Consider the following 24615-nt stretch of genomic DNA (forward strand, 5'->3'; position numbering starts at 1 on the left):
CAACAGTCGCCGATCTGGCGCCTGTCGGCTACCGCCTGGTGCGTCGGTCACCGCGCACCTGAGAAAAACCGACTGCAGTCCACTGGGGAGCGCGCCTCAGGTCACCGCCACCGCTTCCACCAAACGCCTGAGGAAGTCCGTCAGACCGGCTTCAGGATCATCACCTGCGCCAACGAGCACCGAAATACCCCAGCGCCCAAGCACGGCCTCCTCCACAGGGTTGCGGCTGGGCATGAAGATGAACGAAGGGGGACGATCTTTCTCATATCCAGACCGGTGCCAGGTCTGCCAAAGCCGGTGCAACAGCAGCCGAATGTTTGGATCGGAGAGGCTATAGCCAATGAACAGGATCGTGCTGCCGAGAGCATCGGAACGAAAGCGGACATCAAGGGGAGAATTGAAGGACAGGCGGTCAAGATAGTCGGTTTCGGTGAGGACAAGGGAAGAGTCCTCGTCAAAGTCGCCGTGAAATTTCACGATGTGCGTTACGCCTCGACGGGCCTGCGCAACGTGCCGTGCGTTGGCCACTTTCACGTACTCTCGACCGTGGATTTCAAAAGCGAGTTCCAGGTTCCGGTCATAGTTCGTCGTATAGATGACGGGAAAATCGAGCGTCACGATGAGACGGTGCAATTCCGATTTCTCGATCCGTTCCTTGGCGACAGACCAGTTTCTGTCCATCCAACTGCGAAGTGGTCCGATGCTGCCATGCTTGATCCGATAGTATTCGGCCAAGGTCTGAAAACGATCGCGTCGCGTGGAAAATTCATCGTCGACGCCGAGCTCCTTTGCCATTCGCTCGATGAGCTTCTCCCAAGACGGAAGTCCGACGCTGATCGATACCCCCGCCCCCACAAACAAAATTGCGCTGCGATGACGAATTGCATTGGCGAGCGAATTTATAGGATCATCATCGTTCATGGATAGGTCCTCCGAAGCCACTCGCGTGGGCCGTACCTAAAGGTGCGTGCCCCGGTGCGGGGATCGTGGACGTGGCTCCCCAATTCGAGCCAGCGTGCCCCGCCGTCATCGACTAAATCGGATCGACCGTGCACCAGCCAGCCCAGACGGGGCGGTCTTTGCAGTCCTGCCGAGCCGCTTGCCACCCGAACTGAAGTAGCGGCCGCGAGGACACTGGCTGTGAACTGGAACCGGCGCTGTTGCGGTTTAATGGCCACGTTGATTCAGTTCTGCGCCAGCCATATTGCGCAAAACTCGATCGAGTTTCGCATTCACCAAGAGGTTGCGCCGCTTCGCGCCGATAAAGATGGCGAGAGAGTAAATCATTGTAAGAACAGAGATCATCGTCATTCCGGCCTAAACATCAGCGACCGGAGATGTTCCATGCGCCCGGAAATATTCCAGTGCAGGTGTTTTAAATCGCCGAAGCTACGCGCTCAATGCGCGGTTGGTTTCGTGTCCAGGGCGGACGAATTAGCGCAAGGCGGTATTCATCCTCCCACATCGGCGGCGGACTGAAGCGAAATGCTGGTTGTGTCCCCCAGGATGCAATGAAACGCCGATGCTTTGCATGCGCCCCGGAACAAATGCTCGCTTGCACAGTTCGAGCCATGCAGCGGTCGACCCCCGCGCTGCAAGATCGGTAGCCCGATCGCCCGCGCCGGCCCCTCCCACGGCGCGGGCTTTCGTTTGAATTCCCGCTGTCGGGGTTGGAGTCGCTCCGCCGTTGTCGCGAGCCGGCTGATATACGCGCTGTCCGGGGCTCGCGGGATGTCGGCGACATCGGCATTCGCGCAGTCCGGCAGGTCAGCCGATGCACGGGAACAACGCGGCACGGTGAAGGTTTGGTGGCCTCGGAAGGTGACAGAGAACAATGGGCAAAAAGCCCAAACAGCACGCAAAATCCACGGCGGATCGCGAAAAGGCGATCGAGGCGCTCTACTTCGCGCGCAAGTGCGGCCTTACGAAGGAAGAGGCACTCAAGATGCTCAGGGAAGCCCCGATCGGGATCGATGATGAAGCCGAAGAGCGCTCCGGCAGTTAGAGGCGACCGCCATTCGCGCGTCGCAGCCGGCCGCGGCGCATGATCTTCTTCACCTCCGATACGCATTTCAACGATCCGCGCATTCTGCGCCTCGACCGGCGTCCCTTCGCCTCGTTGGTCGAGCATGACCAGGCGCTGGTTGCGTTTTGGAACGAAACGGTTGGCCCGAACGACGAGGTCTGGCACCTCGGCGATTTCGCCAAGGGTCCAGCCGAGACCGTGTCTTCACTGCTGTCGTCTCTTAACGGATCCAAGCACCTGATAATTGGCAACAATGATGGCGCTGCCACCATTGGCGACCCGGCCTGGGCGAGCGTGCACCACTATATGGAGCTTCTTGTCGAGGGCAGCTTGCTGGTTCTGTGTCACTATCCTTTTCGCACCTGGAACCAGATCGGCAAGAGATCGGTAAACCTGCACGGTCATTCGCACGGTCGTCTGAAGCCGATGACGCGCCAGCATGATGTCGGCGTCGACGCATGGGGGTTTCGTCCGGTAACCTTTGCTGCCATTCAGGCCAGTCGCCGCCGGGGCTAGCCCGGCAGAACGCCGGGTGAGCGAAGGTCTTCAGCTTTGCGGGATTCGAGCCGACGAGAGGCCGTCTGTAATCCTGCCGGGCCCGCAACAACGCGACAATTCTGGTTGGGCGACTTCAAATAGGAGAACTGCTTCATATATGCGGTTTTCGCGGTACGCGGACCGCGCCGCACCATCAGCTTGAGTGTGGCGAAGTCTTACGGAAGCCCTACCGGCCGTCGCAGCGCGAGATCGAACCCGTCGCCTGAGCTCAGCACGTGAACCCTAAGATCATGGATGGAAAGGGCGGCATCAGGCTCACCTTCCGCGATGTTGGAATGCGTCACGCCGGCTGCATCGACCAGATAGACAGCGCCGCTGCCGATGACCTTGAACATCTCGCCCTTCACCACGATCGCGGTGTCTTCATCGATGCCGATGCCGAGGACGCGCGGGTTCTGCGACACCGCCCCGATGAGCCGCCCAATGCGGCCACGTTCCGCAAAGTGCTGGTCGATAATGACGTTCGGCAGCAGGCCCAGTCCCGGCGCCATGCGAATGTGGCCGATCCGAAAGGACGCTGCGTTCGGCCCCTTCACCATCATTGTGTCGCTCATGACCGACGCGCCCGCGGAGGTGCCGGCAATGACGCCTCCGGCTTCATAGATTTCGTGCACCCGCTCGTCGATGGGCGTGTCGCCGATCTGGCTGGTGATCCGGAGCTGGTCGCCGCCGGAGAAGAACACCGCACTCACGTCTGCGAGCGCACTTATTTTCTTTTCATGAGCTGCCTCGAGGCGGTCGTTGACGTAGAGCTCGATGACATCCTTGATGCCCAGCTCACCGAAGGACCTCTGATACTTCTCGAGATAGCCATCCGGCTCATGAGACGCGATGGTGGCAAGCACCAGGCGGCCGTTCGGAACCAGGCTCGCCACCTCCTTCAAGATGACACGATCGCCATCATGGTCCTCGTGGCCGCCGATGATGACGAGCGTTCCGGCTTTACCGTTCGAGGATCGTTTTTTCTTCTTGTCGGTCATTTGTCCACGTCTTTCTTGCGCAGGAAAACGTGTGGGTGGTTGTCCTCGCTGGTCATGAATGCGACTGCGAACTCCCTGCTGTTATGCGCCCATCCAGACACGCCGGTCGCGGTAAGCACGATGGCTCCGGCTTCGCCGCCGATCGCCTCGACTTCCTTGAGCGCGGGATTCAGCACCTGCTCCAGGCCGCCTTCAGCCTGCCCCGAGGACAATGCCTGCCGCGCCGAGAGTGCCTGCATGACACGGGCCGCGAGAGCCTTTCGCGCAATATGCTCACCGTCTCCCGAGAAGGCGACGGCTCCCAATTGGTTGTCGGCATAGTAGCCGCAACCGGGTTGCGGAGAATCCCCCACACGACCCGGAGCACTGCCGTCCAGTCCGCCGGTCGAAGTGCCCACGGCGATGTCCCCGTATTGATCCAGGGCAACCACACCGATCGTATCCTTCGCCTCAGACTTGCTGGAGGCCTCGCGCTGCTGCGGCGTGATCAAATCCGCCGGATCGCAAAGCTCCAGCTGCTTGTCGGCGGCGAAACGCCGGGCCCCCTCCGACGCCAGCAGGATCGGCTCCTCATGCAGCATGGCCTTGGCGACACTGATTGGATGGCGCACGCCCTTGATCACTGCGACGGCACCCACATTGAAGTCCCTGCCCTCCATCAGGCCAGCGCACATCTCGACCTCGCCGTCCGAATTGAGGGCACTTCCATATCCCGCATTGAACGTCGGGTCCGCCTCGAGGACGCGACCGGCAGCTTCCACGGCATCGACCGCCGTTCCGCCGCCGGCCAGGACGGCCCGACCTGCCTCGAGCGCCTCGATGCATCCGTTGCGATGCGCCTCCTCCTCTTGCGGATCGATCTCCTTGGCGCCGCCGTGCAGGATCAGCGACCACATCAGCCAGCCCTCAGATGGCGAATATGGGTCTGATCGGGCCCTCCCCTCGAAGGCGTCGCGCCTCCGAAGCCGGTTACCTGCCGCCACACGGCTTCAACGTCGTCGACGGTGAGCACGACAAGGTCGTTCTCCCGAGCAAGCCGGAGACACACGTCGACGGCCTCCTTCTCGGGACAGACGGCGTGTATGCGGCCTGGGGCGCAGCCGGCGTTCAAGGCACCTTCCCGCAGCAAGCCGGCGATCGCTCCGGGGGCTCGGCCGCGCAGCTCCTGCTCATCCTCCTTGAAGACGATGACATCGAATATCCGCGAAGCGATCGCGCCCATCTCGCGGATGTCGCAATCGCGGCGGTCGCCCGGTATGGCGACCAAGCCGATCGTGCGCTGATAGCCGCACCCCATGTGGGAAACGAGCTTTCCGAGCGCCTTCAGCCCCTCCGGATTGTGCGCATAGTCGACGATCGTGCGGAAACCATGCCCGTCGAAGACGTTGAGGCGACCGGGAGATTGCTCGAACGAGGTGCCAAACTCGGCCAGCGCCGCCCGGATCGTTGCCGCCGGAACGTCGTGGCAATGCGCCATGGCGACGGCTGCCAGGCTGTTAGCAACGTTGAATTCGGCCGAACCCTCGAAGGTCGCGGGAATTTCGTCGACGCTCATCAGGAACATCGATTCCCCATCCTCGTGGATGAAAATGTCCCAGCCGTCGCTGCTGGGCTCCCGCGTCACGGCGCGGCCGCCTTCCGCCAGGTGGCTGCGCAAGAAACCGGGCCACTCGCTCCTGCTCGCCAGCGAGAAGTAGCAGATCCTGCCGCCGGCATCGCGCGACATTGCGGACGTATGGACGTCGTCGGCATTAAGAATGCTCCATCCGCCGCGGCGGACGGACTCGACCACGACCGATTTCACGTCCGCCAGGTCCTCGATCGTGTCGATGCCCCTCAGCCCGAGATGATCGCCGTGGACGTTCAGCACCGCGCCAACATCGCATGCATCGAAGGCAAGCCCTTCGCGCAGGATGCCGCCGCGTGCACATTCCAGCACCGCGACATCGACACCCGGCTCGCGCAGCACGATCCTGGCGCTCTGCGGGCCTGAGCAATCGCCTGTGATGATTCGTTCGCCGTTCAGGTACACGCCGGTGGTCGAGGTGAGCCCGACGGTTGCGCCATTCGCCTGCAGGATGTGCGCCAGCATTCTGGCAGTGGTCGACTTGCCGTTGGTCCCGGTGATCGCGAAGATCGGAATCCGGCCGTCCTTGCCGCCTTTGAAGAGAAGATCGAGCACGGGCCGTGCGACGTTGCGGGCGCGCCCCGACGAGGGTTCGAGATGCATGCGGAAGCCAGGACCGGCATTCACCTCTATGATGCCGCCGCCGGTCTCGCTGACCGGCCGTGAGATGTCGGGACAGACGAAGTCGATCCCGGCAATGTCGAGACCGACGATCTGTGCCGCCCGCCTGGCGATCAGCGCGTTTTCGGGATGGATTTCTTCCGTCCGGTCGATCGCGGTCCCACCGGTGGAGAGATTGGCGGTGGGCCGCAAGAGCACCATTTGGCCCGGCGCTGGAACGCTCGCCAGGGCGAGCTGCGATTTTGACAGGAAATGCTCGACGCATTCGTCGATTTCGATGCGGGTCAATACCGAGGAATGGCCCTCTCCCCTCCGCGGGTCGCGGTTCGTCTCCTCGACGAGCTCGGCGACAGAACTCCGGCCATCGCCGACCACATGGGCCGGAACCCTCTCGGCAAGCGCCACCACCTTTCCGCCGATTACCAGGATCCTGTGATCCGAGCCGACGAAATGCTGCTCGACGATAACGCTGCGGCTGTGTTCTCGCGCCTGTTCGAAACCCCAGCGGACGTCGTCTTCTGTTGCCAGACCGATGTTGACGCCGCTTCCATGATTGCCATCGAGTGGTTTGGTGACCACGGGGTAGCCCAGCCGTGCGGCTGCCGCGACCGCGTCCTGCGCCGATCGCACCAGTTCCCCGCGTGGCACCGGTAGCCCGGCCTGTTGCAGCAGGAATTTGGTCAGGTCCTTGTCCGAGGCGATCTCGGTCGCAATCTCGGAAGTGAGGTCGCTGCAACTGGCGCGGATGCGCTTCTGATGCTTTCCGTGACCAAACAGCACGAGGCTGCTGTCGTCGATCCGCGCCGCGGGTATGCCTCGCCTCTCGGCCTCGCGCACCAAGGAAGCAGTCGTAGGCCCCAAGGCACGCTCCGCGGCCAGACGCTTGAGCTGCTGCAGCCTGGCTGCGAACTCGAATGGCCCCTGCGTTTCCGCAATGTCGCCGAGCCCCTCGACACCATGCAGATTGGCCGGCAGCAGGCTGTCCACCAGTTCTAGCGCGACGCGTCCGGCGAGCAGCCCGACAAGCTCATCCTTGTAGGCGAACATGACGTTATAAGTGCCGGGACTGCCTTTGACCGACCGTGTCTTTCCTCGTGTCACCCGGTGACCGAGCATGCTCTGCAGTTCCAGGGCGACATGCTCGACGACGTGGCCGAGCCAGGTTCCTTCCTGCATGCGGCGGACGAAGCCGCCGGCGGCGCCATAACTACAGCCATGGCCCGCAAGGCCGGGCAACAGTCGGACGATTTGTTCGGAAAACCCAGGCAGTTTGTCTGTCGGGAACGCCTCAAGTGCTCCGAGGTCGATCCGAATCTGGACCATTGGCGTCATGCTATAGAGGTGCGGCCCGCGAAACACACGGGCGTCCACGACGCGGATAGGGCGAAAACGCGAGGCGCCCCGATGAATTTCTTTGTCCGACATAGTCCGTTTCTCCTGACTAACTCCGCAACATCCGGAGGATCGGTTAGTTCCCGGCCTTTCAGCCCAAATATTTTTGCAGGAGAGAGAAACAAAAGTGGCCGTTAACATATGTTGGCCCAAGAACACCCTCTGGTCATCTCGGCCACGTGCGGTCGCTGTTCTGAGGGCTACTTATCTCTCGGGACGAGGCGGGCCAAGCATTCGCTCCTCTTCACAATCATTCGCCGGGCACACCGCGGCCGTTGAGCTAGTGCCCGGCTTTGCTCATGGCGACCCATTGTGCGGGTGCAGCACTGAGGCATTAATCTTCAGCACGCCTTCGGCACCCGGGAACATTTCCAGACGCGTCAGGTTTGGAACCATCCTTGCACCGGAACTACAGCCATGCAGAGTCGAAAATCGGTGAAGGCCGCGCTTGTCAAGGAGATCGACGCGGTCCGCCTTCGTATCTCGCTGCTTGAAAGCGAGCTATGCAGAGATGGCAGACCCAGGCAAATTGGATGGCGTTCAGGATACGAACTGAACGCCCACAAAGCCCGCCTTGCTCGACTGGAGACCGTGCTTGCCCAATATCCGTCGGCACCGACGGCCCGGGCATCGAAACAGCAACAGCTTGAGTTGCGCGCAAGGCAACCAAGTAGTTTTGGGGAAACGCCATGGCTGACAGACCCTCAATCAGAACTCCGCTAGCTCGAGTGCGGGGCCTTGGATCGGCGAAACACGGAACCGAAACGTTCATGCTGGAGCGGCTGACATCTGCTGCCCTGTTGATCCTTGTCATTTACATCGTCGCGATCGTTATAATGCTGGTCGGCGAGCCTCGAGACGCCGTCCTCAGCGTCGTAGGATCGATCTATGTCGCGCCAGCCCTTATTGGCTTCATTCTCGTAAGCTGCGTTCACATGCGGCTTGGAATGCAATCGATCATCGAAGATTACTGCCATGCCACCGTGCTCAAATCGCTTCTTCTGATCGCCAATTGGTTGTTCTGCTGGGCAGTCGCGCTCGCAAGCTTGTTCGCTGTGCTGTTAATCAGCTTCAGATAGCGATCCGGTTCTCAGCTGCAGCCAGCGTCTGCCACCGGCAGGCTGAAGTTCGCCTCAGCGGCGAACCGGGCTTGCTTGCGCAAAGGAGTTCGACAACCCGGCCTCATCTGATTTGCGGCAGCCTGTCCCATTGATGGAAAGGGGGTGGAGAGGTCAGCTCCCACTCCAATGTGGTAGCTCCTGGCCCCCATGGGTTCATGCCGGCGGCTCTTTGCCGGTAGAAAGCTTCCAAGATGCCGAAGAGGAAAATCACGACACTCGCGGCCGACAGGTACGATCCATACGAGGACACCATGTTCCAGCCGGCGAATGCGTCGGGATAGTCGACATAGCGACGCGGCATGCCCGCCAATCCAAGGAAGTGATGGGGGAAGAAGACGAGGTTCACGCCGACGAAGGTCGTCCAGAAATGGACCCCAGCCAGAAGCGGATTGTAGAGATATCCCGTCATTTTCGGAAACCAGTAATACCAGCCCGCGAAGATGCCGAAGATCGCTCCCAGTGAAAGTATGTAGTGGAAATGCGCGACGACGAAGTATGTGTCGTGCAATTCACGGTCGAGGCCGGCATTTGCGAGTTGAACGCCCGTCACCCCGCCCACGGTGAACAGGAATATGAAGCCGAGGGCCCAGAGCATCGGCGTCCGCAGGCTGACCGAACCGCCCCACATGGTTGCAATCCAGGAGAACACTTTTATCCCGGTCGGCACTGCGATCACCATCGTGGCGAAGGTGAAGTAGCGCTGCGTGTCGAGGCCTATCCCGCTGGTGTACATATGGTGGGCCCAGACGACGAAGCCGATCACCCCGATCGCCACGATTGCGTAGACCATCCCGAGATACCCGAAGATCGGCTTTCGCGAGAAGGTCGAGATCACCTGGCTGACGATGCCGAACGCCGGCAGGATCATGATGTAGACTTCCGGGTGGCCGAAGAACCAGAAGAGATGCTGGTACAGCAGCGGGTCGCCTCCGCCGTCCGGCGCGAAGAACGTGGTTCCGAAATTGCGATCGGTCAGGAGCATGGTGATGGCGCCGGCCAGCACCGGCAGAGCCAGCAGCAGCAGGAAGGCGGTGATGAGGATCGACCACACAAACAGGGGCATCTTGTGCAGGGTCATCCCCGGCGCGCGCATGTTGAAGATGGTGGTGATGAAGTTGATGGCTCCCAGGATCGAGGAGGCGCCCGCAATGTGCAGAGACAGGATGACCAGATCCACGGCGGGACCGGGATGGCCGGAGGTCGACAGCGGCGGGTACAGGAACCAGCCGGTCCCAGGGCCATAGCCGCCGGGGACGCTGGGCATGAAGATCGACAATAAAAGCAACATCAATGCCGGCGGCAGCAGCCAGAACGAGATGTTGTTCATGCGCGGGAAGGCCATGTCGGGGGCGCCGATCATGATCGGAACCATCCAGTTGGCGAAGCCGCCGATCAGGGCGGGCATCACAGTGTAGAAGATCATGATCAGCGCGTGGGCCGTGGTGAAGACGTTGTAAAGCTGCTTGCCGGCGTCGATCGCCGCGTCGCCCTGGTAACCGTAGATCATCGACGCCAGTCCGGGGAAAAACTGGATCCCGGGTTGCTGCAGCTCGATTCGCATGCTCACCGACAAGAGCATGCCGATCACCCCCGCGATGAAAGCGAAGACCAGATAGAGTGTGCCGATGTCCTTGTGGTTGGTCGAAAACAGCCATCGGGTGATGCCGGTCGGCTGGTGGCTGTCGAGACCGTCCGGATCTGCCGCCGTATATTCGTTCATGACCTTCTCCGCTTGAGCCGTCCGTCGCCAGCATCGAACCGTGCTGGAACTTGATTGTTCCCTCCACCGAACCGGCGGTAGGAACATTCCACGGAAGCCGCGGTTAGGTTCCGCGCGGCCGACCCTGCGCGGCTGAGGATCGACGTCCATGCTGGCGATAATTGCTGCGACACTGGTTCTGACTACGGTGGTTGGTGGGCTGATATCCGCCTTCTGGCTCGAGGCGCGTCATGGTCTCCATGACCCCATGCCGCCGGACATGTCGGTGCCCAGGCAACTGAACGCCCCGGCCTGGAGCCGGTGGTCCTGACATGGACGCGATCACCGCGACACTCGACCCGAGAACGCGAGCCGGCTGGCTGCTGCTCGGCTTCGCGCTCGGCGGTTTCTTCGACGGCATCGTCCTGCATCAGATCCTGCAATGGCATCATCTTCTCTCGGGCGTCGCCGATCCGGTGGGTTCCGACCTGCGCTTCCAGATCATGGCCGACGGCCTCTTCCATCTTTGCATGTATGTGCTCGCCGTCGCCGGCACGGTGCTGCTGGTGGCCGCGAGGGCGGCCGGCGCGCGGCCCGGGACCACCACGGAGATCCTGCGGCTCGCCTTCGCCGGGTTCGGCGTCTGGCATGTCGTCGATGCCGTCGTGTTTCACTGGCTGCTGGGTCTGCACCGGATCAAGATGAACAGCGACTTGCCGCTCGCCTGGGATATTGCGTGGCTGGTCATCTTCGGCATCGTGCCGCTTGTGTTGGTGCTGGTGCTGCCCAACCGCGGCGGACCGGCACGCGGTGCTTCGGCAGCGCTTACCAGCATCGTCCTGCTTGCGGGACTGGCAGCCGGCGCCGGCCCGTTCTTCAACGGTGCCGCCAGTTCCATCATCGTCTTTCGGGCCGGGATGGAACCGGCGGCGATGATGCGGGCCGTTGAAGTCGCCGACGCCCATCTCAAATGGGTCGACGCCAGCGGCACCATCTGGGCGGTCGACCGCGTCTCATGGCGCGGGTTGGTAGCTCTTCACGCGCGCGGCGCCCTTGTGGTCAGCACGACGCCTGTCATTGCCGGATGCCTTGCCTGGACCGATGCCGCCGGAGTGAGCAGTAGCTCCAGCCAACAGCGAGGCACTCCTGCCAGGCTATGACCTCCGGACAGGGATAGGGGAGTATCAGCATGCAATTCGCCACCGAGAGCAGCCACGGCCGGAGCCTGACACCGCGGATCGTCGTGGTCGGCGGAGGCTTTGCCGGTCTGGAGGTTGCCAAGGCGCTCGGCAAGGCGGAAATCGGGGTGACGATCATCGACCGCCACAATCACCACCTGTTCCAGCCCTTGCTCTATCAGGTTGCAACCGCCGCCTTGTCGGCGCCTGATATCGCCGAGCCCATCCGCAAGATCCTGGGCCGCTATCCCTCGGTTCAGGTCCTCTTCGGCGATGTCACCGAGATCGGCACCGAGGCCAGGATACTGGTGCTGGCCGATGGGACCACGGTCCCCTACGACATCCTGGTCTTGGCCACCGGTTCGCAGCCATTCTATTTCGGCCAGGAGAGCTGGGCTCGGGTTTGTCCCGGTTTGAAGACCATCGAGGACGCGCGCACGATCCGGTCACGGCTGCTGCTATCGTTCGAGCACGCGGAACGGACCACCGATCCAGTCGAGCAATCCCGGCTGATGACGATCGCCATTATCGGCGGCGGCCCGACCGGTGTCGAACTGGCGGGCTCGATCGCCGAACTCAGCCGGCACACACTGGCGCGCGACTTCCGCAACATCCGGCCCGAGAAGACAAGGATCATACTGGTAGAAGCCGGCGAGCGTCTGCTCGCCGGATTCGCCCCGGAGCTTTCCAGATATGCACGTCTGCGCCTTGAAAGCCTGGGCGTCGAGGTCGCGCTCGGCAACCGGGTCGAGGCGATCGAAGCGCATCAGATCACCGTCGGCGGCCAGGTGATCCCGGTGGCCTTGACGCTCTGGGCCGCCGGGGTGGCGGCTTCTCCGCTGGTCGCCCAGCTCGGTGTCGGGCTCGACCGCGGCGGTCGGGTGAAGGTCGAATCCGACCTGCACGTTGTCGGCCATCCCGATGTCTTCGCGCTTGGCGACGTCGCACTGGTCCTCGATGGGAACGGCCAGCCATTGCCAGGTCTTGCCCAGGTCGCCAAGCAGCAGGGCGAGCACCTCGGCAAGGCACTGGCACGCCGGATAGATGCTGGCGATACGCTGCCCGCTTTTGTCTTCAGCAATCGAGGCAACACGGCCATTGTCGGCCGCCACGCTGCCGTGTTCGAATCGGGCAGGCTGAAACTGAAAGGCTGGATCGCCTGGTCTGCCTGGGCGCTCATCCATGTTTATCTGCTCGTCGGTTTTCAGCACCGCGTCCAGGTCTCGATCCAGTGGCTCTGGCGCTACCTGACCTATGAGCGTGGCGCCCGGCTTATCGCCGAGGAACGAGTCGAACCGGGTTCAACATCGTCGCCGGGAGCGGCCCCGAGAGAGCCGCTGCCACCCAAGGCAGACCCTGCCCCGGCATTGCCCGCCCGCACTGACTAGATTGCCGGGTGCTCAGTTCGGAGATAGTGGCGATGCGGGGGTCAGCTCTGGATTCCGCCACGGCCCGGCGTCCCACGGCAGCCCGAACCTCGATAATCGAGGCGGGTGGTTCCCAGCTTGTATCCCGTGCCGGCCTGATGGATCCGGATGGCACCAACGACGTTGCGTCCCTATATGCACAAATGAACACAGGCTCCTCGAGAAGGGAGCTGTTGAACCCCTCTTCAGAGACAGCTTGTCATGACGTCACCTGCGACTGCTGAACAACCCCCGGTCATTCAGATGGGGCTTCCCGCCCTGAGCAACAGCTATGGGCAACTGCCGGAGCGCTTCTTCGCGCAAACAGATCCGAAGCCGGTGTCCGAACCGCGGCTGATCCGGTTCAACCGGCCCCTCGCCGAGGAACTCGGGCTCGATGCCGACCAGCTTACCAGCCCGGATGGAGTGGCGATGCTTGCCGGCAACAGATTTCCGGAAGGCTTGCAGGCAATCGCCCTGGCCTATGCGGGCCACCAGTTCGGAAACTTCGTGCCTCAACTCGGCGACGGGCGCGCTCTGCTGCTTGGCGAAGTGGTGGACGTCAACGGCATTCGCCGTGACATCCAGCTGAAGGGATCGGGACCCACGCGGTTCTCGCGCAACGGCGACGGCCGCGCCGCACTCGGCCCTGTCCTGCGCGAATATGTCGTCAGCGAAGCGATGGGGGCGCTCGGCATTCCGACGACGCGAAGCCTTGCGGCGGTGCTCACCGGCGACCCGGTCTATCGCGAGGTCCGGCTGCCCGGCGCCGTCCTGACACGGGTGGCGGCAAGCCATATCAGGATCGGCACGTTCCAATATTTCGCCGCGCGCCACGACACCGAGGCGCTCAAGATACTGGCCGACTATGCCATTCAGCGTCACTTCCCACAGCTGGCGGGGGAAGCACGGCCGTACCGGGCTTTGCTGGAGGCCGTTGTCGCCGCACAGGCGGACCTGGTGGCGCGCTGGATGCTGGTCGGCTTCATCCATGGCGTCATGAACACCGACAACATGTCGATCTCGGGCGAGACGATCGACTATGGCCCATGCGCCTTCATGGACGCTTACGACCCCAGCGCGGTGTTCAGTTCGATAGACCGCGCCGGTCGCTATGCCTATGCCAACCAGCCTCGTGTCGCCACATGGAACCTTGCGCGCTTTGCCGAGACCCTGCTGCCGCTCATGAGCACGGACGAGAATGAAGCAGTGTCTGAAGCGGAAGAGGTGCTGAGGTCGTTCCAGGCCTCCTATGAGGCTGTGTTGCAGCGCGGCTTCCGCAGAAAACTCGGACTGCTGACCGAAGCGGAAGGCGACTTGCAGCTCGCTGCCGACTTTCTGGATGTGCTGGCTCGCGGCGAAGCGGATTTTACGCTCGGCTTCCGGCGCCTGGGCGATGACCTCGACGCTGCGGACGGCCAAGGCACGGCGCGGCAGTTGTTTAAGGATCCAGGTGCATTCGATGCCTGGTCGGCGCGGTGGCGCCAGCGCATCGCAAGCGAGGGCGACACGGCCACGCGCCGTTCTGCCATGCAATCGGTCAATCCCAAATTCATCCCCCGCAATCATCGCATCGAGGCGATGATCCAGGCGGCGTTGGGCGGCGACTTCAGACCGTTCGAGGAGATTCTGGCGGTCGTCAGCCGTCCCTTCGATGAGCAGCCGGGAATGGAACGCTTTGCTGAGCCGCCACGCCCGGATGAGCGCGTCCTGCAGACATTCTGCGGTACATGAGACATTCGTGATGGTCGCTTAACATGTGCAAATGCGGAAGACCCATTAGCAAGCTATCGTCACGGGCACTCTCGTAGGGGCTGAGCTATGACGATCATAGAATTGGCATTCGAATTGCTGGCACGGAAGCTCGTAGACCGTACCGGAATATCAGACGAAGATGCTCGAGACCTTGTCGCAGCCATGGGAGCTGACTGGTCATCGCTCGTGCGAGCAGCGAGGGCGATCAAAGAGGCTTAGGTCTTTTGACGTCGTTTTAGCTGCCATCAGCTGCAGGCAGATCGGACCAGAGGCTGCTGCCGCGATCCAGGCGCGACACCGCGCTCTTCACCGATCATGTCAGCAACGTGGTCAAGCACTGTATTTCGGTCGCTCCAGATCGACCGGATACAACACGCTCCCCTGAAAGCCACGGCGGCCCGCTACGCAAGTCGCCGCAAGCTCGCAATAAACAGCGAGCAGCCCAGGCTTAGGATTTATATTGCAGGCCCGCACCACTGGCAGGGCGACGCGGGCGGGCCGCTGCCGTTCCTTGAAATCCGCGTTGGGAGTCAGATTCCGTCGGCACCGAAAAGCACAGGTGCTGACGAAGCAGACGGAACTTCCCCCCACGATCACGGTTTTGAGTCACGATACCAACCCAAGGAGATGCAGATGTCGAGCAAAATGCCGCCCGTGCCGCCTGAGAACCAGAGCCAGAAGGGTCGAGGAGAAGGGCGACAGGTTAGCCACGATGATGCCCAGCACGGCACTCACGGAGCGCCGGATCCGGAGCGCCAAGGGCAGCAAGCCAACACCAAGGTCAACACCACTCATCAGGGCCGTCAGCAGGATCGGTGATCATGTCCACATCGAAGAAACACCCGAACACGATCCGGCAGGGCGGGCCAGGCGCATCGCACGAGAACGCCAGAAAACCCCTGCAGGTCAACAAACCCCCGGCGGATGAAGACCGTCGATCCAAAAGCCGAGTTTCAGGGGGTGGCGGTGAAAAGGACAGTCATCATTCGCACAATCCAGCCAAGAAGGGTAGCAACAGTTGAACCCACGGCTTTGTGAATGATTGTGCTAAAGTGCGCCGCGTGTGCATGTCATTGTCTCACAACCGAGCCTTTTTTTGAGTGACATGCATAGCCGGACCAGGGGATGAGGATCAGCGAGTCGAGACGCCCGGAAAAACCGGAGGCCGTGGGCCCGCACCACTGGCGGAGCGATGCGGGCCCGGCCAAGGGTTACGGCCCTCGACCAGCAGCGAGGGGCTCGCTGCCGCATGCAGAACAAGCCCCGTAATTTCAGGTTCCGCTAATATACAAAAAAGCCGGCCACCTTTCGGCAGCCGGCCAGTTCCAACAGAACAAGGGAACGTGCACTGATGGGGCAGTGCAACGCCCGAAGTGTTTCGAGGCGACGATGTTCCACCGGAAATCCACAGATTCGCCGTTTCGATCTACATTGGCCGGATTGAAAGATCTTTGACGATCTCTCCCAAGTTCTCGCGGAGCCCGGTCCGACGTGTGGCGCCCTGTCTGCGCCTTGGCTCTCTATGCGGCCAGCAAGCTCATCTTTGAAGAATGCCCGCCGCGACTGCCGCGCGCGTCAAACACCGGCGTGCAATTGGTCGAGCGCGCGGCAGACCGGGGACGCGTCAAGTCGAGCGTCGGTCGACGTAGGTGTAGACGCCGGCCCCAATGGCGACCGCGCCGACCGTGATCACGATCGATGGCGCGCCCATCAAACTGGCAAAGACCGCCCAGATGAGGGCGATGACGATAGCGCCGAGTGTTCCCAGGATCAGTCTCGGCATTGTCTACCCCTCCACGTTCGGGCCGCCTGTGGATGGTCGTCACCCACCGGTCATGCGAAACGCCGCATGAAAGCACAGTGTGGCCCATGAGGTGAAGGGCCGCGCCGGAATACTCCGGTGCGGAAAAGATGATGCCCGCGCCGCCAAAGCCCGGGTGTTCAATAGCCAAATGGCTGGACCGGCGCCTAGCGCCTCAGCGCGTGGACTTCCGCCATGCTTTCGCCGCCCATCGGCAGGGCCATGTCATCATCGAGCAGCCGGGTGATGCGGGCAAAGCCCGTAAACGCCTTCCTGGCTGCTTCGGCCGACATTCTGCCCGACAGGGCCGCGGAGCAGCAATTCACGGCGCACTGATACACAGGCCCACGCCGTCCCAATGGCCATTTCTGCAAAAAGACCATCGCTTCGGCAACGCTATCGACTTCCTCGACGGGGTGTCCCTGCCCGCGCGCAATGCGCACGGGCGTAAAGAAATGCAAGCGGTCCATTTTGTTCTCTCCCTGGTCGGCCGCAGCGCGAACCAACCCTACTAAATTCGCGGATGGCGCGTTTGTTCCGCTTATTGCAAAAAAAAAATCTGCGCTGGTGGGCTTGGGTTGCCGACGCCCGCTTTTGTCCGGAACGTTAGGCCGGCTGATGCATTTCGCTCTCGTGATTGCCTTGAGGGACACGTTCAAACCATGCGCATAGCCCATGTCGCCCCTTTGCACGAATCGGTGCCACCCCTTCTCTATGGCGGCACCGAGCGCATCGTTTCCTATCTGACCGAAGGGCTGGTCGAACTCGGCCATGAGGTGACGCTGTTCGCCAGCGGCGACAGCCGGACGTCGGCCAGACTGATACCAGGTCGCGAACGCGCGCTACGCCTCGATCCGCGTCCACTGAAATCGGACACGGCGGCGCATCTTGCGATGCTTGCCGATGTGAGGAACCGAGCCCACGACTTTGATATCATTCATTTTCATCTCAGCCATTTCCTGCATTTCTCGTTCTTCGAGACCATGCCGGACAAGACGGTGACAACGCCTCATGGCCGGCTCGATTATGTCGATCTGGCGCCAGCCTATGAGCGTTTTCCGCGCTTTCCGCTGATCTCGATCTCGCATAGCCAGAAGACCGGGCTTGCGAATGCCAATTGGCTGGCCACCATCCATCACGGGCTGCCGACGGGTCTCTATCAGCCGACCTTCGAGACGGCGGCAGGCGAACCATACCTCGCCTTTCTCGGCCGGCTTTCGCGCGACAAGCGGCCGGACCGGGCCATCGACATCGCCTTGCGCTCGGGCATGAAGCTCAAGCTGGGGGCAAAGATCGGCGACGATGATCGCGCCTATTTCCATGAGACGATCGAGCCATTGATCGATGGCGACCGCATCGACTATATCGGCGAGATCGCCGAGGGTGAGAAGACTGAATTCCTCGGCAATGCCGCTGGTCTGCTGTTTCCGATAGACTGGCCCGAGCCGTTCGGCCTTGCCGCGATCGAGGCGATGGCGTGCGGTACGCCAACCATCGGCTGGAACTGCGGTGCGTTGCCGGAAGTCATCGACCATGGCGTTACCGGATTTGTCGTCGATTCTCTCGATGCCGCGGTCGCCGCAGTGCCGGCCTTGCTGCAGCTCGACCGGCGAAAGGTGCGCGCCGTCTTCGAAAGTCGGTTCTCCGCCAACAGGATGGCGCGCGACTATCTCACTGCCTATGCGCGTCTCATCGGCGCCCCGGCTGAATCGAAAGCATCGTGAACGACGGCGGACGTTCCGAGCCTGAAACAGAGATTTGTGACTGATGACCGAACTTGACGAGCGCAAGCTCGACCCTGCCGTTGCCCTTGCCTCCCTGGACGAAACCGCGCCGCGCGAGCCGCACCGGCTGTTTGCCCTCAAGCAAGGCGACTGTTTTGCCGTGGCCGATGTCTACGGCGATATCAGGGGTGCGGGCGACGGTTTCTTCCGTGACGACACGCGGGTGCTGTCGGAGTTCAGGCTCACCGTCGGCGGCCGGCAGACATCGCTGCTCGGTGCCTCGCTCAGCCAGGACAATGTGCTGTTCACCAGCAATTTGACCAATTTGCCGATGCAAAGCGTCGGTGGCCGCGACATCCCCCAGGGCGCCATCCATATCGAGCGCGTCAGGCTGTTGTGGCAGGACCGGCTGTTCGAGCGCATCACCCTTTCCAACTACAGCCAGGAGCATTCGGCAATCCGCGTCTCGCTGCATTTTGCCGCCGATTTCCGCGACATGTTCGAGGTGCGCGGTTCGACCCGGCCGAAGCGCGGAATGGCGCATGCAGCGGAGATCGCGCCTGCCTCGGTGCTGCTGCGCTATGACGGACTGGACGGGCTGGCGCGGGTGTCGGCGATCTCGTTCTCGCAGCCGCCGGACCAGTTGAGCGCCGAGCGCGCGGATTTCCTCATCGCAGTGACCAAGCGCAGCAGCAAGATGCTTTACGTCGAGGTCGGCGCGGAACTGACCGAAATGCCCGATCGCGACCGTTTTCGGGCGGCCGCGGCGCGCGCTCGTTTCGGCATGCGGGCCAAGCGCCGCCATGGCGCGACGGTGCACAGTTCGGGCCGCGTCTTCAACGATTGGGTCGAACGCGCCCGCGCCGATGTCGCCTTGCTGACCACCGAGCTGTCGACCGGCCCTTACCCCTATGCCGGCATCCCCTGGTTTTCGACGGCCTTCGGGCGTGACGGCGTCATCTCGGCGCTGCAGATGCTGTGGCTCAACCCCGGCCTGGCGCGCGGCGTGCTTGCCTTCCTCGCCCAGCACCAGGCGACCGAGACATCGCCTTTCAGCGACTCGCAGCCCGGCAAGATCATGCACGAGACACGCAAGGGCGAGATGGTGGCGCTGCAGGAGCTACCCTTCGGCCGCTACTATGGCGGCGTCGATACCACGCCGCTCTACATCCACCTCGCCTGCGCCTATGCCGAGCGCACCGGCGACATGGACTTCATCGCCAGCCTGTGGCCGTCTCTCTGCGCCGCCGCCAAGTGGACGGAAGAGGCGAGCCGCGCAACCGGCTTCGTCACCTATCAGCGCGCTGCCGAATCCGGCCTTGCGAACCAGGGCTGGAAGGACAGCTTCGACTCGGTCTTCCACGCCGACGGCCGCATTCCCAAGGGGCCGATCGCGCTGGTCGAAGTGCAGGGTTATGTCTTCGCCGCCTTCAGGGGCCTTGCCGCTCTCGCCCGCCGCCGGGGCGAGTTCGCGCAGGCCGAGCACTGGGAAAATCGCGCCGAAGAGATGCGGATCGCCGTCGAGCGTGATTTCTGGCTGGACGATCTCGGCTTTTATGCGCTGGCGATCGACGGCGCCGGAGAGCCGTGCAAGGTGCGCACGTCGAATGCCGGACACCTGCTCTATGTCGGCCTGCCCGAACCGGCGCGGGCGAAGATGGTCGCAGACCAGTTGCTTTCGGCTTCCTTCCACTCCGGCTGGGGGGTGCGAACGCTTTCCGACGATGCTGTGCTGTTCAACCCGATGTCGTACCACAACGGTTCCATCTGGCCACACGACACGGCGATGTGCGGCGCCGGCCTGGCGCGGTTCGGCGAGCGTGACAGCGTGGTGCGGCTGATGAGCGGCACGTTCGAATCCGCCGTGCACTTCAACATGCGGCTGCCGGAACTGTTCTGCGGCTTTACCCGCTCGCCGGGTGAAGCACCGATCGCCTACCCCGTCGCCTGCCTGCCGCAAGCGTGGTCGGCAGGCTCGGCCTTCATGCTGATGCAGGCGTGCCTCGGTCTGGAAATCGACGGCTGGAACGGCGAAATCCATGTGACCCGACCCCGTTTGCCGATCGGCATCGATACGCTGACGCTCAGGCATCTGGGTGTCGGCGAAAAGAGGGTCGATCTTACCTTTCAGCGCGTCGGCGACCGCGTCGTCGCCTTTCTCGCCGACCGCCATGAGGGGCTGGTTCCGCTGATGGTGCGGACATGATCGGAACGGCTTTCAACGGGAACCGATCCCAGGTTTGTGCGTTGCAAAAAACACAGGTTCTCACGGGCGATCGTCGGCTGCGAACACTCAAATCGAACCATGAAGAAAATGGCCCTGACGGCCGAAGTTGAGTTGGAATTTCAATGACTGATTATGGCATGGCCCTGCTCTGGGTCTTGATCCTTGCAAGCCTTGGCCTTTCGGTTCTAGCCGTTCTGTTATCGATCTCCAGGCAACGTCGTAGCCATAGCTTGACGGTTGCACCGACTGCCGGCGAGGACGTCGCATCGGAAGCGACGCGCAAGGTTTTGCGGGAGTTCGAGAAGAATGGACAATCTCCCGACGCGGCGCTGGTGAACTGGTCGCCCGACACCTTGCGCAAGATACTTGCCGACGACCTGCCGGACGCGCAGGTCATCGTCGTCTCGAACCGAGAACCCTATATCCACAACATCAAGGACGACGGCGTCGAGCTTCTGGTGCCGGCCAGCGGCCTGGTGTCAGCGCTTGAGCCTATCACCCGCGCTTGCAGCGGCACCTGGATCGCCTATGGCGGCGGAACTGCGGATCGTCTGACGGTCGATAGCAACGATCGGGTTCAGGTGCCGCCGGACAATCCGTCCTATACGCTGCGCCGCGTGTGGCTGAGCGACGACGAATATCAGGGCTATTATCTCGGCTTTGCCAATGAAGGGCTTTGGCCGCTCTGCCATATCGCCTTCACACGGCCGGTCTTCCGTGCCTCGGACTGGGAGGCCTTTGAGGCCGTCAACCGCAAATTCGCCGATATGGTGGTTGCCGAGGCGCGCAATGAGCGGCCGATCGTGCTGGTTCAGGATTACCATTTCGCGCTCCTGCCGCGCATGATCCGCGAGCGCCTGCCGGAGGCGATCATCATCACCTTCTGGCACATCCCGTGGCCGAACTCCGAAGTGTTCAGCATCTGCCCATGGCGCGAACGCGTTCTTGATGGACTGCTCGGGAGCTCGATCATCGGCTTTCACACCCAGTTTCATGCCAATAATTTCACTGAAAGCGTAGACAGGTTCCTGGAAAGCCGGATCGAGCGCGCCGACGCCGCGATCTCGTATGGCGGGCGGACGACACTGGTGCACGCCTATCCCATCTCCATCGAATGGCCGGCCGAACTCCTGGCCAAACTGCCACCGGTCGAGGAAAGCCGCGCCCGCCTGCGTGAGCGGTTCGGCCTGTCGGCGGACGTCAAGCTGTGCGTCGGCGTCGAGCGCCTGGACTACACCAAGGGCATCCTCGACCGCTTCCATGCGCTGGACGAATTGTTTACGCGCCACCCCGAGTGGATCGGCAAGGTAGTGTTCCTGCAGATTGCTGCCCCAAGCCGCGGCACGCTGCCGGCGTACCAGCAATTGCACGATGAATGCCTGCGTTATGCCAACGAGCTCAACCAGCGCTACGGTCATGACGGCTACAAGCCCGTGGTCATGGTGGCTGAGCACCATTCGCAGCAACAGGTCTATGAGATCTATCGCGCCGCCGACATCTGCATGGTCACCAGCCTGCATGACGGCATGAACCTCGTAGCCAAGGAATTCGTCGCCGCGCGTGACGACGAACAGGGCGTGCTGTTGCTCAGCACGTTCGCCGGCGCGTCGCGCGAACTGCTGGAAGCACTGATCGTCAATCCTTACGACGCGGCGATGATGAGCCAGGTGCTGCTGCAGGCGCTAACCATGTCACCGGACGAACAACGCGAGCGCATGCGCCCGATGCGCGAAATAGTGCGCGACAACAATGTCTTTCGCTGGGCCGGCAGCATGCTGCTCGATGCGGCGCGCCTGCGCAAACGCGGCGACCTCGAAAGAGCGACAAGTGTCGCCGAGCGGCCCGCAAACACCGACACCAACATCGTCTCGCTGTTCGACCGCATGCGGAAGGTGGCGTCATGAATAGCCTGTCAAAAGCACCGGGCCTGCCAACCGCACCCGACCTGCCGGAAGGACAATGGGCGCTTTTCCTCGATATCGACGGCACGTTGCTGGAGCACGCGGCGCACCCCGACGCCGTGTCCGTAAGCGACGAACTGCGCAACCTCCTCGGCGTCGTCGACAAACGGCTGGACGGCGCTGTCGCCTTTATCACCGGCCGCTCGGTCGAAGGCGCCGACCGCCTGTTTCATCCGTTGAAGCTGCGTGTTGCCGGTCTCTATGGGCTGGAACACCGGCTGACGCCGGACGGCCCGGTCGTTACCGCGGATGCTCCCGCCGATATCGCTGCCCTTGCCGACGCCATCGAGGCCGAACTGGATGACGGCCTTGTTCATATCGAGCGCAAGGGTCCGATCCTCGCCATCCATACGCGTGCGGCGCCGCATCTGCTGGCCAGGGCAACGCATCTTGTCGAACAGGCTTTGACCGAGCTTCCCAAGGGCTATCGGGTTATCCCGGGCAATGCCGGCGTCGAACTCATGCCGCTCGAAGCGGCCAAGGGCGCTGCCGTGCGGCGTTTCATGGCAATCCCGCCCTTTGCCGGACGGCGGCCGGTCTTTCTCGGCGACGACACCGCCGACGAAAACGGTTTCGAGGCGATCAACGAGGCCGGCGGCATCTCGATCCGGGTCAAGCCGCGTGGGCCGACCGTGGCCCAATACAGGCTCGATGATGTCACCTGCGCGATAGCTTGGCTTGCCGCCAATTTCGACGCATCACCGGCCCTCAACCGCAAAGCGTCCTGATCGCTGCCGTCTACGGGTCGAATCAAGATCGCCGCGATTGCGCCGACCTTCGCCAAAAGCCGATCGATAAGCGCTGTTCTCATTGAATATCTTTAAGGCCAAAGCCGGCAAATGGATTGCTTGCCGGTTCCCCTGCGTCAGGCATAACCTGCGCAGTCGACGCGTGAGGGCGCGTGCGGCATCAAGGGGAGGACATCGCAATGACCATACAAGGCGCATCACCCGATCTATACAATGAGGATTTGGCTCCGGCCAAAGTCCGAAACTGGGGGCCGTTCTCGATCTTCAACGTCTGGACGTCGGACGTCCACAGCCTCTGGGGCTATTATCTCGCCGCAAGCCTGTTCCTGTTTTGCGGCGGCTTCGTCAATTTCATCATCGCCATCGGCATCGGTTCGCTGATCATCTACGCGCTGATGAACATGGTCGGCTATGCCGGCGTGAAGACCGGCGTGCCCTACCCCGTGCTGGCGCGCGCGTCCTTCGGCATCTGGGGCGCCAACATTCCGGCCCTGGTGCGCGCCATCGTCGCCTGCTTCTGGTACGGCGCGCAGACGGCAGCGGCATCGGGCGCGATCGTGGCGTTGCTGATCCGCTCGCAATGGTTCGCCGATTTCAACGCCAACACGCATTTCCTCGGCCATACGGGTCTGGAAGTGATCTGTTTTGTGGTCATCTGGGCACTGCAATTGCTGATCATCCAGAACGGCATGGAAACGGTGCGCCGCTTCCAGGATTGGGCCGGCCCGGCGGTGTGGGTGATGATGTTGATCCTGGCGATCTATCTCTGTGTAAAATCCGGGAGATTTGCCTTCACCAGCGACATCCCGATGGATGTGCTGCTCGACAAGACAAAGGATGCCGGCGTACCCGGAACCCCTGGCTCCTGGACGTCGCTGTTTGCGGTGGCGGCGATCTGGGTCACCTATTTCTCGGCGCTCTATCTCAATTTCTGCGATTTCGCCCGCTATGCCCCAGACAAGGCATCGCTGCGCAAGGGCAACATCTGGGGCCTGCCGATCAATCTCATCCTGTTCTCGCTGGTCGCCGGCGTGACCACCATCGCTGCCTTCGACGTGTATGGCGAAGTGCTTCTGCATCCCGACCAGATCTCGGCGAAATTCGACAGCTGGTTCCTGGCAGCGCTTGCAGCCCTGACTTTTGCCGTGGCGACGCTCGGCATCAATGTGGTGGCAAACTTCGTCTCGCCGGCCTTCGACTTCTCCAATGTCTTTCCCCGGCAGATCGACTTCAAGAAGGGCGGCTATATCGCAGCTGTGATCGCGCTGGTGCTCTATCCCTTCGCGCCGTGGGAAGGCAGTGCCGCATCTTTCGTCAACGTCATCGGCGCGACGATGGGGCCGATCTTCGGGGTGATGATGGTCGACTACTATCTGATCCGGAAGGGCGAGGTCGACGTCGAGGCACTGTACCGCGAAGATGGCGAGTTCCGCTTCCAGGGCGGCTGGCACGTCAACGCCTTCATAGCAGCCGGCATCGGCGCCATCTTCTCCTCGGTCCTGCCGAACTTCACCAACCTGCTGCCGGCATGGTGGGGCGTTTATGGCTGGTTCTTCGGCGTCGGCATTGCAGGGGTCATCTACTACGTCCTTCGCACCGCCGCCCTTGGCGCAGGGGCCAGGACGGCGAAGGCGTGAAATTGAGGGATAGGGAGTAGTCAGTAGTCAGTAGTCAGTAGGGAATAATACCCCTACTCCCTACTCCCTACTCCCTACTCCCTACTCCCTACTCCCTACTCCCTACTCCCTACTCCCTACTCCCTACTCCCTACTCCCTACTCCCTACTCCCT

At 62.1% G+C, this 24615-nt stretch carries 20 protein-coding genes; 13 read left to right on the forward strand and 7 right to left on the reverse strand.

Going from position 1 to position 24615, the window contains the following annotated elements; genetic code table 11:
* Positions 1-96: 96 nt before the first annotated feature.
* Positions 97-921 (reverse strand): SIR2 family NAD-dependent protein deacylase, encoded by an 825-nt coding sequence (locus NKJ58_RS29465; protein WP_023707499.1) that lies wholly within the window; start codon positions 919-921, stop codon positions 97-99.
* 913 nt (positions 922-1834) lie between these two features.
* Between NKJ58_RS29465 and NKJ58_RS29470 the strand changes: the two genes are divergently transcribed.
* Positions 1835-2005, forward strand: a complete 171-nt coding sequence (locus tag NKJ58_RS29470; RefSeq protein ID WP_023672674.1) for a hypothetical protein — start codon at positions 1835-1837, stop codon at positions 2003-2005.
* Between the two features lie 39 nt (positions 2006-2044).
* A complete protein-coding gene (locus NKJ58_RS29475; protein WP_023702861.1) occupies positions 2045-2542 on the forward strand; it encodes a hydrolase in 498 nt (165 codons plus the stop codon).
* A 197-nt stretch (positions 2543-2739) separates the two neighbouring features.
* Here NKJ58_RS29475 and NKJ58_RS29480 read toward each other — a convergent pair whose 3' ends face one another.
* Genes NKJ58_RS29480 through cphA form a run of 3 tightly spaced genes read right to left on the reverse strand, consistent with a single transcriptional unit; the run spans position 2740 to position 7345 of the window.
* A complete protein-coding gene (locus NKJ58_RS29480) occupies positions 2740-3564 on the reverse strand; it encodes a cyanophycinase (RefSeq protein WP_023693470.1) in 825 nt (274 codons plus the stop codon).
* Positions 3561-4460, reverse strand: coding sequence for an isoaspartyl peptidase/L-asparaginase family protein (locus NKJ58_RS29485; protein ID WP_023820255.1), 900 nt, complete (start codon positions 4458-4460; stop codon positions 3561-3563). Before NKJ58_RS29485 ends, NKJ58_RS29480 begins: the two co-directional genes overlap by 4 nt.
* Positions 4460-7345, reverse strand: coding sequence for a cyanophycin synthetase (gene cphA / locus NKJ58_RS29490; protein WP_352854555.1), 2886 nt, complete (start codon positions 7343-7345; stop codon positions 4460-4462). Before cphA ends, NKJ58_RS29485 begins: the two co-directional genes overlap by 1 nt.
* Positions 7346-7893: 548 nt before the next feature.
* On the opposite strand from cphA, the gene sdhD reads away from it, so the two are divergent.
* Positions 7894-8283 carry a succinate dehydrogenase, hydrophobic membrane anchor protein gene (sdhD, locus tag NKJ58_RS29495; protein ID WP_023688545.1) on the forward strand — a complete coding sequence of 130 codons (390 nt, stop codon included), beginning with the start codon at positions 7894-7896 and terminating at the stop codon, positions 8281-8283.
* A gap of 103 nt (positions 8284-8386) precedes the next feature.
* Here the strand turns inward: sdhD and ctaD are convergent, their stop codons facing one another.
* Positions 8387-10045: a cytochrome c oxidase subunit I gene (gene ctaD / locus NKJ58_RS29500; RefSeq protein ID WP_023693467.1), complete on the reverse strand. Its 1659-nt coding sequence runs from the start codon at positions 10043-10045 to the stop codon at positions 8387-8389.
* Positions 10046-10356: 311 nt separating this feature from the next.
* On the opposite strand from ctaD, the gene NKJ58_RS29505 reads away from it, so the two are divergent.
* The 5 genes from NKJ58_RS29505 (at position 10357) to NKJ58_RS29525 (ending at position 15385) form a co-directional block, all read left to right on the forward strand.
* A complete protein-coding gene (locus NKJ58_RS29505) occupies positions 10357-11184 on the forward strand; it encodes a DUF2243 domain-containing protein (protein ID WP_352854558.1) in 828 nt (275 codons plus the stop codon).
* Between the two features lie 29 nt (positions 11185-11213).
* Complete coding sequence (locus NKJ58_RS29510) at positions 11214-12590, forward strand: NAD(P)/FAD-dependent oxidoreductase (RefSeq protein WP_352520015.1); 1377 nt, start codon at positions 11214-11216, stop codon at positions 12588-12590.
* 282 nt (positions 12591-12872) lie between these two features.
* Positions 12873-14342 carry a protein adenylyltransferase SelO gene (locus tag NKJ58_RS29515; RefSeq protein WP_352520014.1) on the forward strand — a complete coding sequence of 490 codons (1470 nt, stop codon included), beginning with the start codon at positions 12873-12875 and terminating at the stop codon, positions 14340-14342.
* A gap of 654 nt (positions 14343-14996) precedes the next feature.
* A complete protein-coding gene (locus tag NKJ58_RS29520; RefSeq protein WP_023688550.1) occupies positions 14997-15182 on the forward strand; it encodes a hypothetical protein in 186 nt (61 codons plus the stop codon).
* Between the two features lie 2 nt (positions 15183-15184).
* Positions 15185-15385 (forward strand): hypothetical protein, encoded by a 201-nt coding sequence (locus tag NKJ58_RS29525; protein ID WP_081725396.1) that lies wholly within the window; start codon positions 15185-15187, stop codon positions 15383-15385.
* 602 nt (positions 15386-15987) lie between these two features.
* On the opposite strand, the gene NKJ58_RS29530 is transcribed toward NKJ58_RS29525, so the two are convergent.
* Together NKJ58_RS29530 and NKJ58_RS31565 are read right to left on the reverse strand one after the other, a co-directional pair.
* On the reverse strand, positions 15988-16146 hold the full coding sequence (locus NKJ58_RS29530) for a hypothetical protein (protein ID WP_023672685.1): 159 nt from the start codon (positions 16144-16146) through the stop codon (positions 15988-15990).
* A 185-nt stretch (positions 16147-16331) separates the two neighbouring features.
* Positions 16332-16841 (reverse strand): DUF982 domain-containing protein, encoded by a 510-nt coding sequence (locus tag NKJ58_RS31565; RefSeq protein WP_502900872.1) that lies wholly within the window; start codon positions 16839-16841, stop codon positions 16332-16334.
* Between NKJ58_RS31565 and NKJ58_RS29540 the strand changes: the two genes are divergently transcribed.
* The 5 genes from NKJ58_RS29540 to NKJ58_RS29560 all read left to right on the forward strand — a co-directional run bounded on the left by NKJ58_RS29540 (position 16827) and on the right by NKJ58_RS29560 (position 24462).
* Entirely contained in the window at positions 16827-17888 is a 1062-nt protein-coding gene (locus NKJ58_RS29540; RefSeq protein WP_352520013.1) for a glycosyltransferase family 4 protein, read from the forward strand. The two genes, NKJ58_RS31565 and NKJ58_RS29540, sit on opposite strands and share 15 nt — an antisense overlap.
* Before the next feature lie 43 nt (positions 17889-17931).
* Complete coding sequence (locus NKJ58_RS29545; protein WP_352854561.1) at positions 17932-20094, forward strand: amylo-alpha-1,6-glucosidase; 2163 nt, start codon at positions 17932-17934, stop codon at positions 20092-20094.
* Positions 20095-20237: 143 nt separating this feature from the next.
* Positions 20238-22019, forward strand: coding sequence for an alpha,alpha-trehalose-phosphate synthase (UDP-forming) (locus tag NKJ58_RS29550; RefSeq protein WP_352854563.1), 1782 nt, complete (start codon positions 20238-20240; stop codon positions 22017-22019).
* Positions 22016-22804: a trehalose-phosphatase gene (otsB, locus tag NKJ58_RS29555; protein WP_031244659.1), complete on the forward strand. Its 789-nt coding sequence runs from the start codon at positions 22016-22018 to the stop codon at positions 22802-22804. The genes NKJ58_RS29550 and otsB overlap by 4 nt, the downstream gene beginning before the upstream one ends.
* A 200-nt stretch (positions 22805-23004) precedes the next feature.
* A complete protein-coding gene (locus tag NKJ58_RS29560) occupies positions 23005-24462 on the forward strand; it encodes an NCS1 family nucleobase:cation symporter-1 (RefSeq protein ID WP_023688556.1) in 1458 nt (485 codons plus the stop codon).
* Positions 24463-24615: the final 153 nt, after the last annotated feature.

Source organism: Mesorhizobium sp. M0139, assembly GCF_040322455.1.
GTDB lineage: Bacteria > Pseudomonadota > Alphaproteobacteria > Rhizobiales > Rhizobiaceae > Mesorhizobium.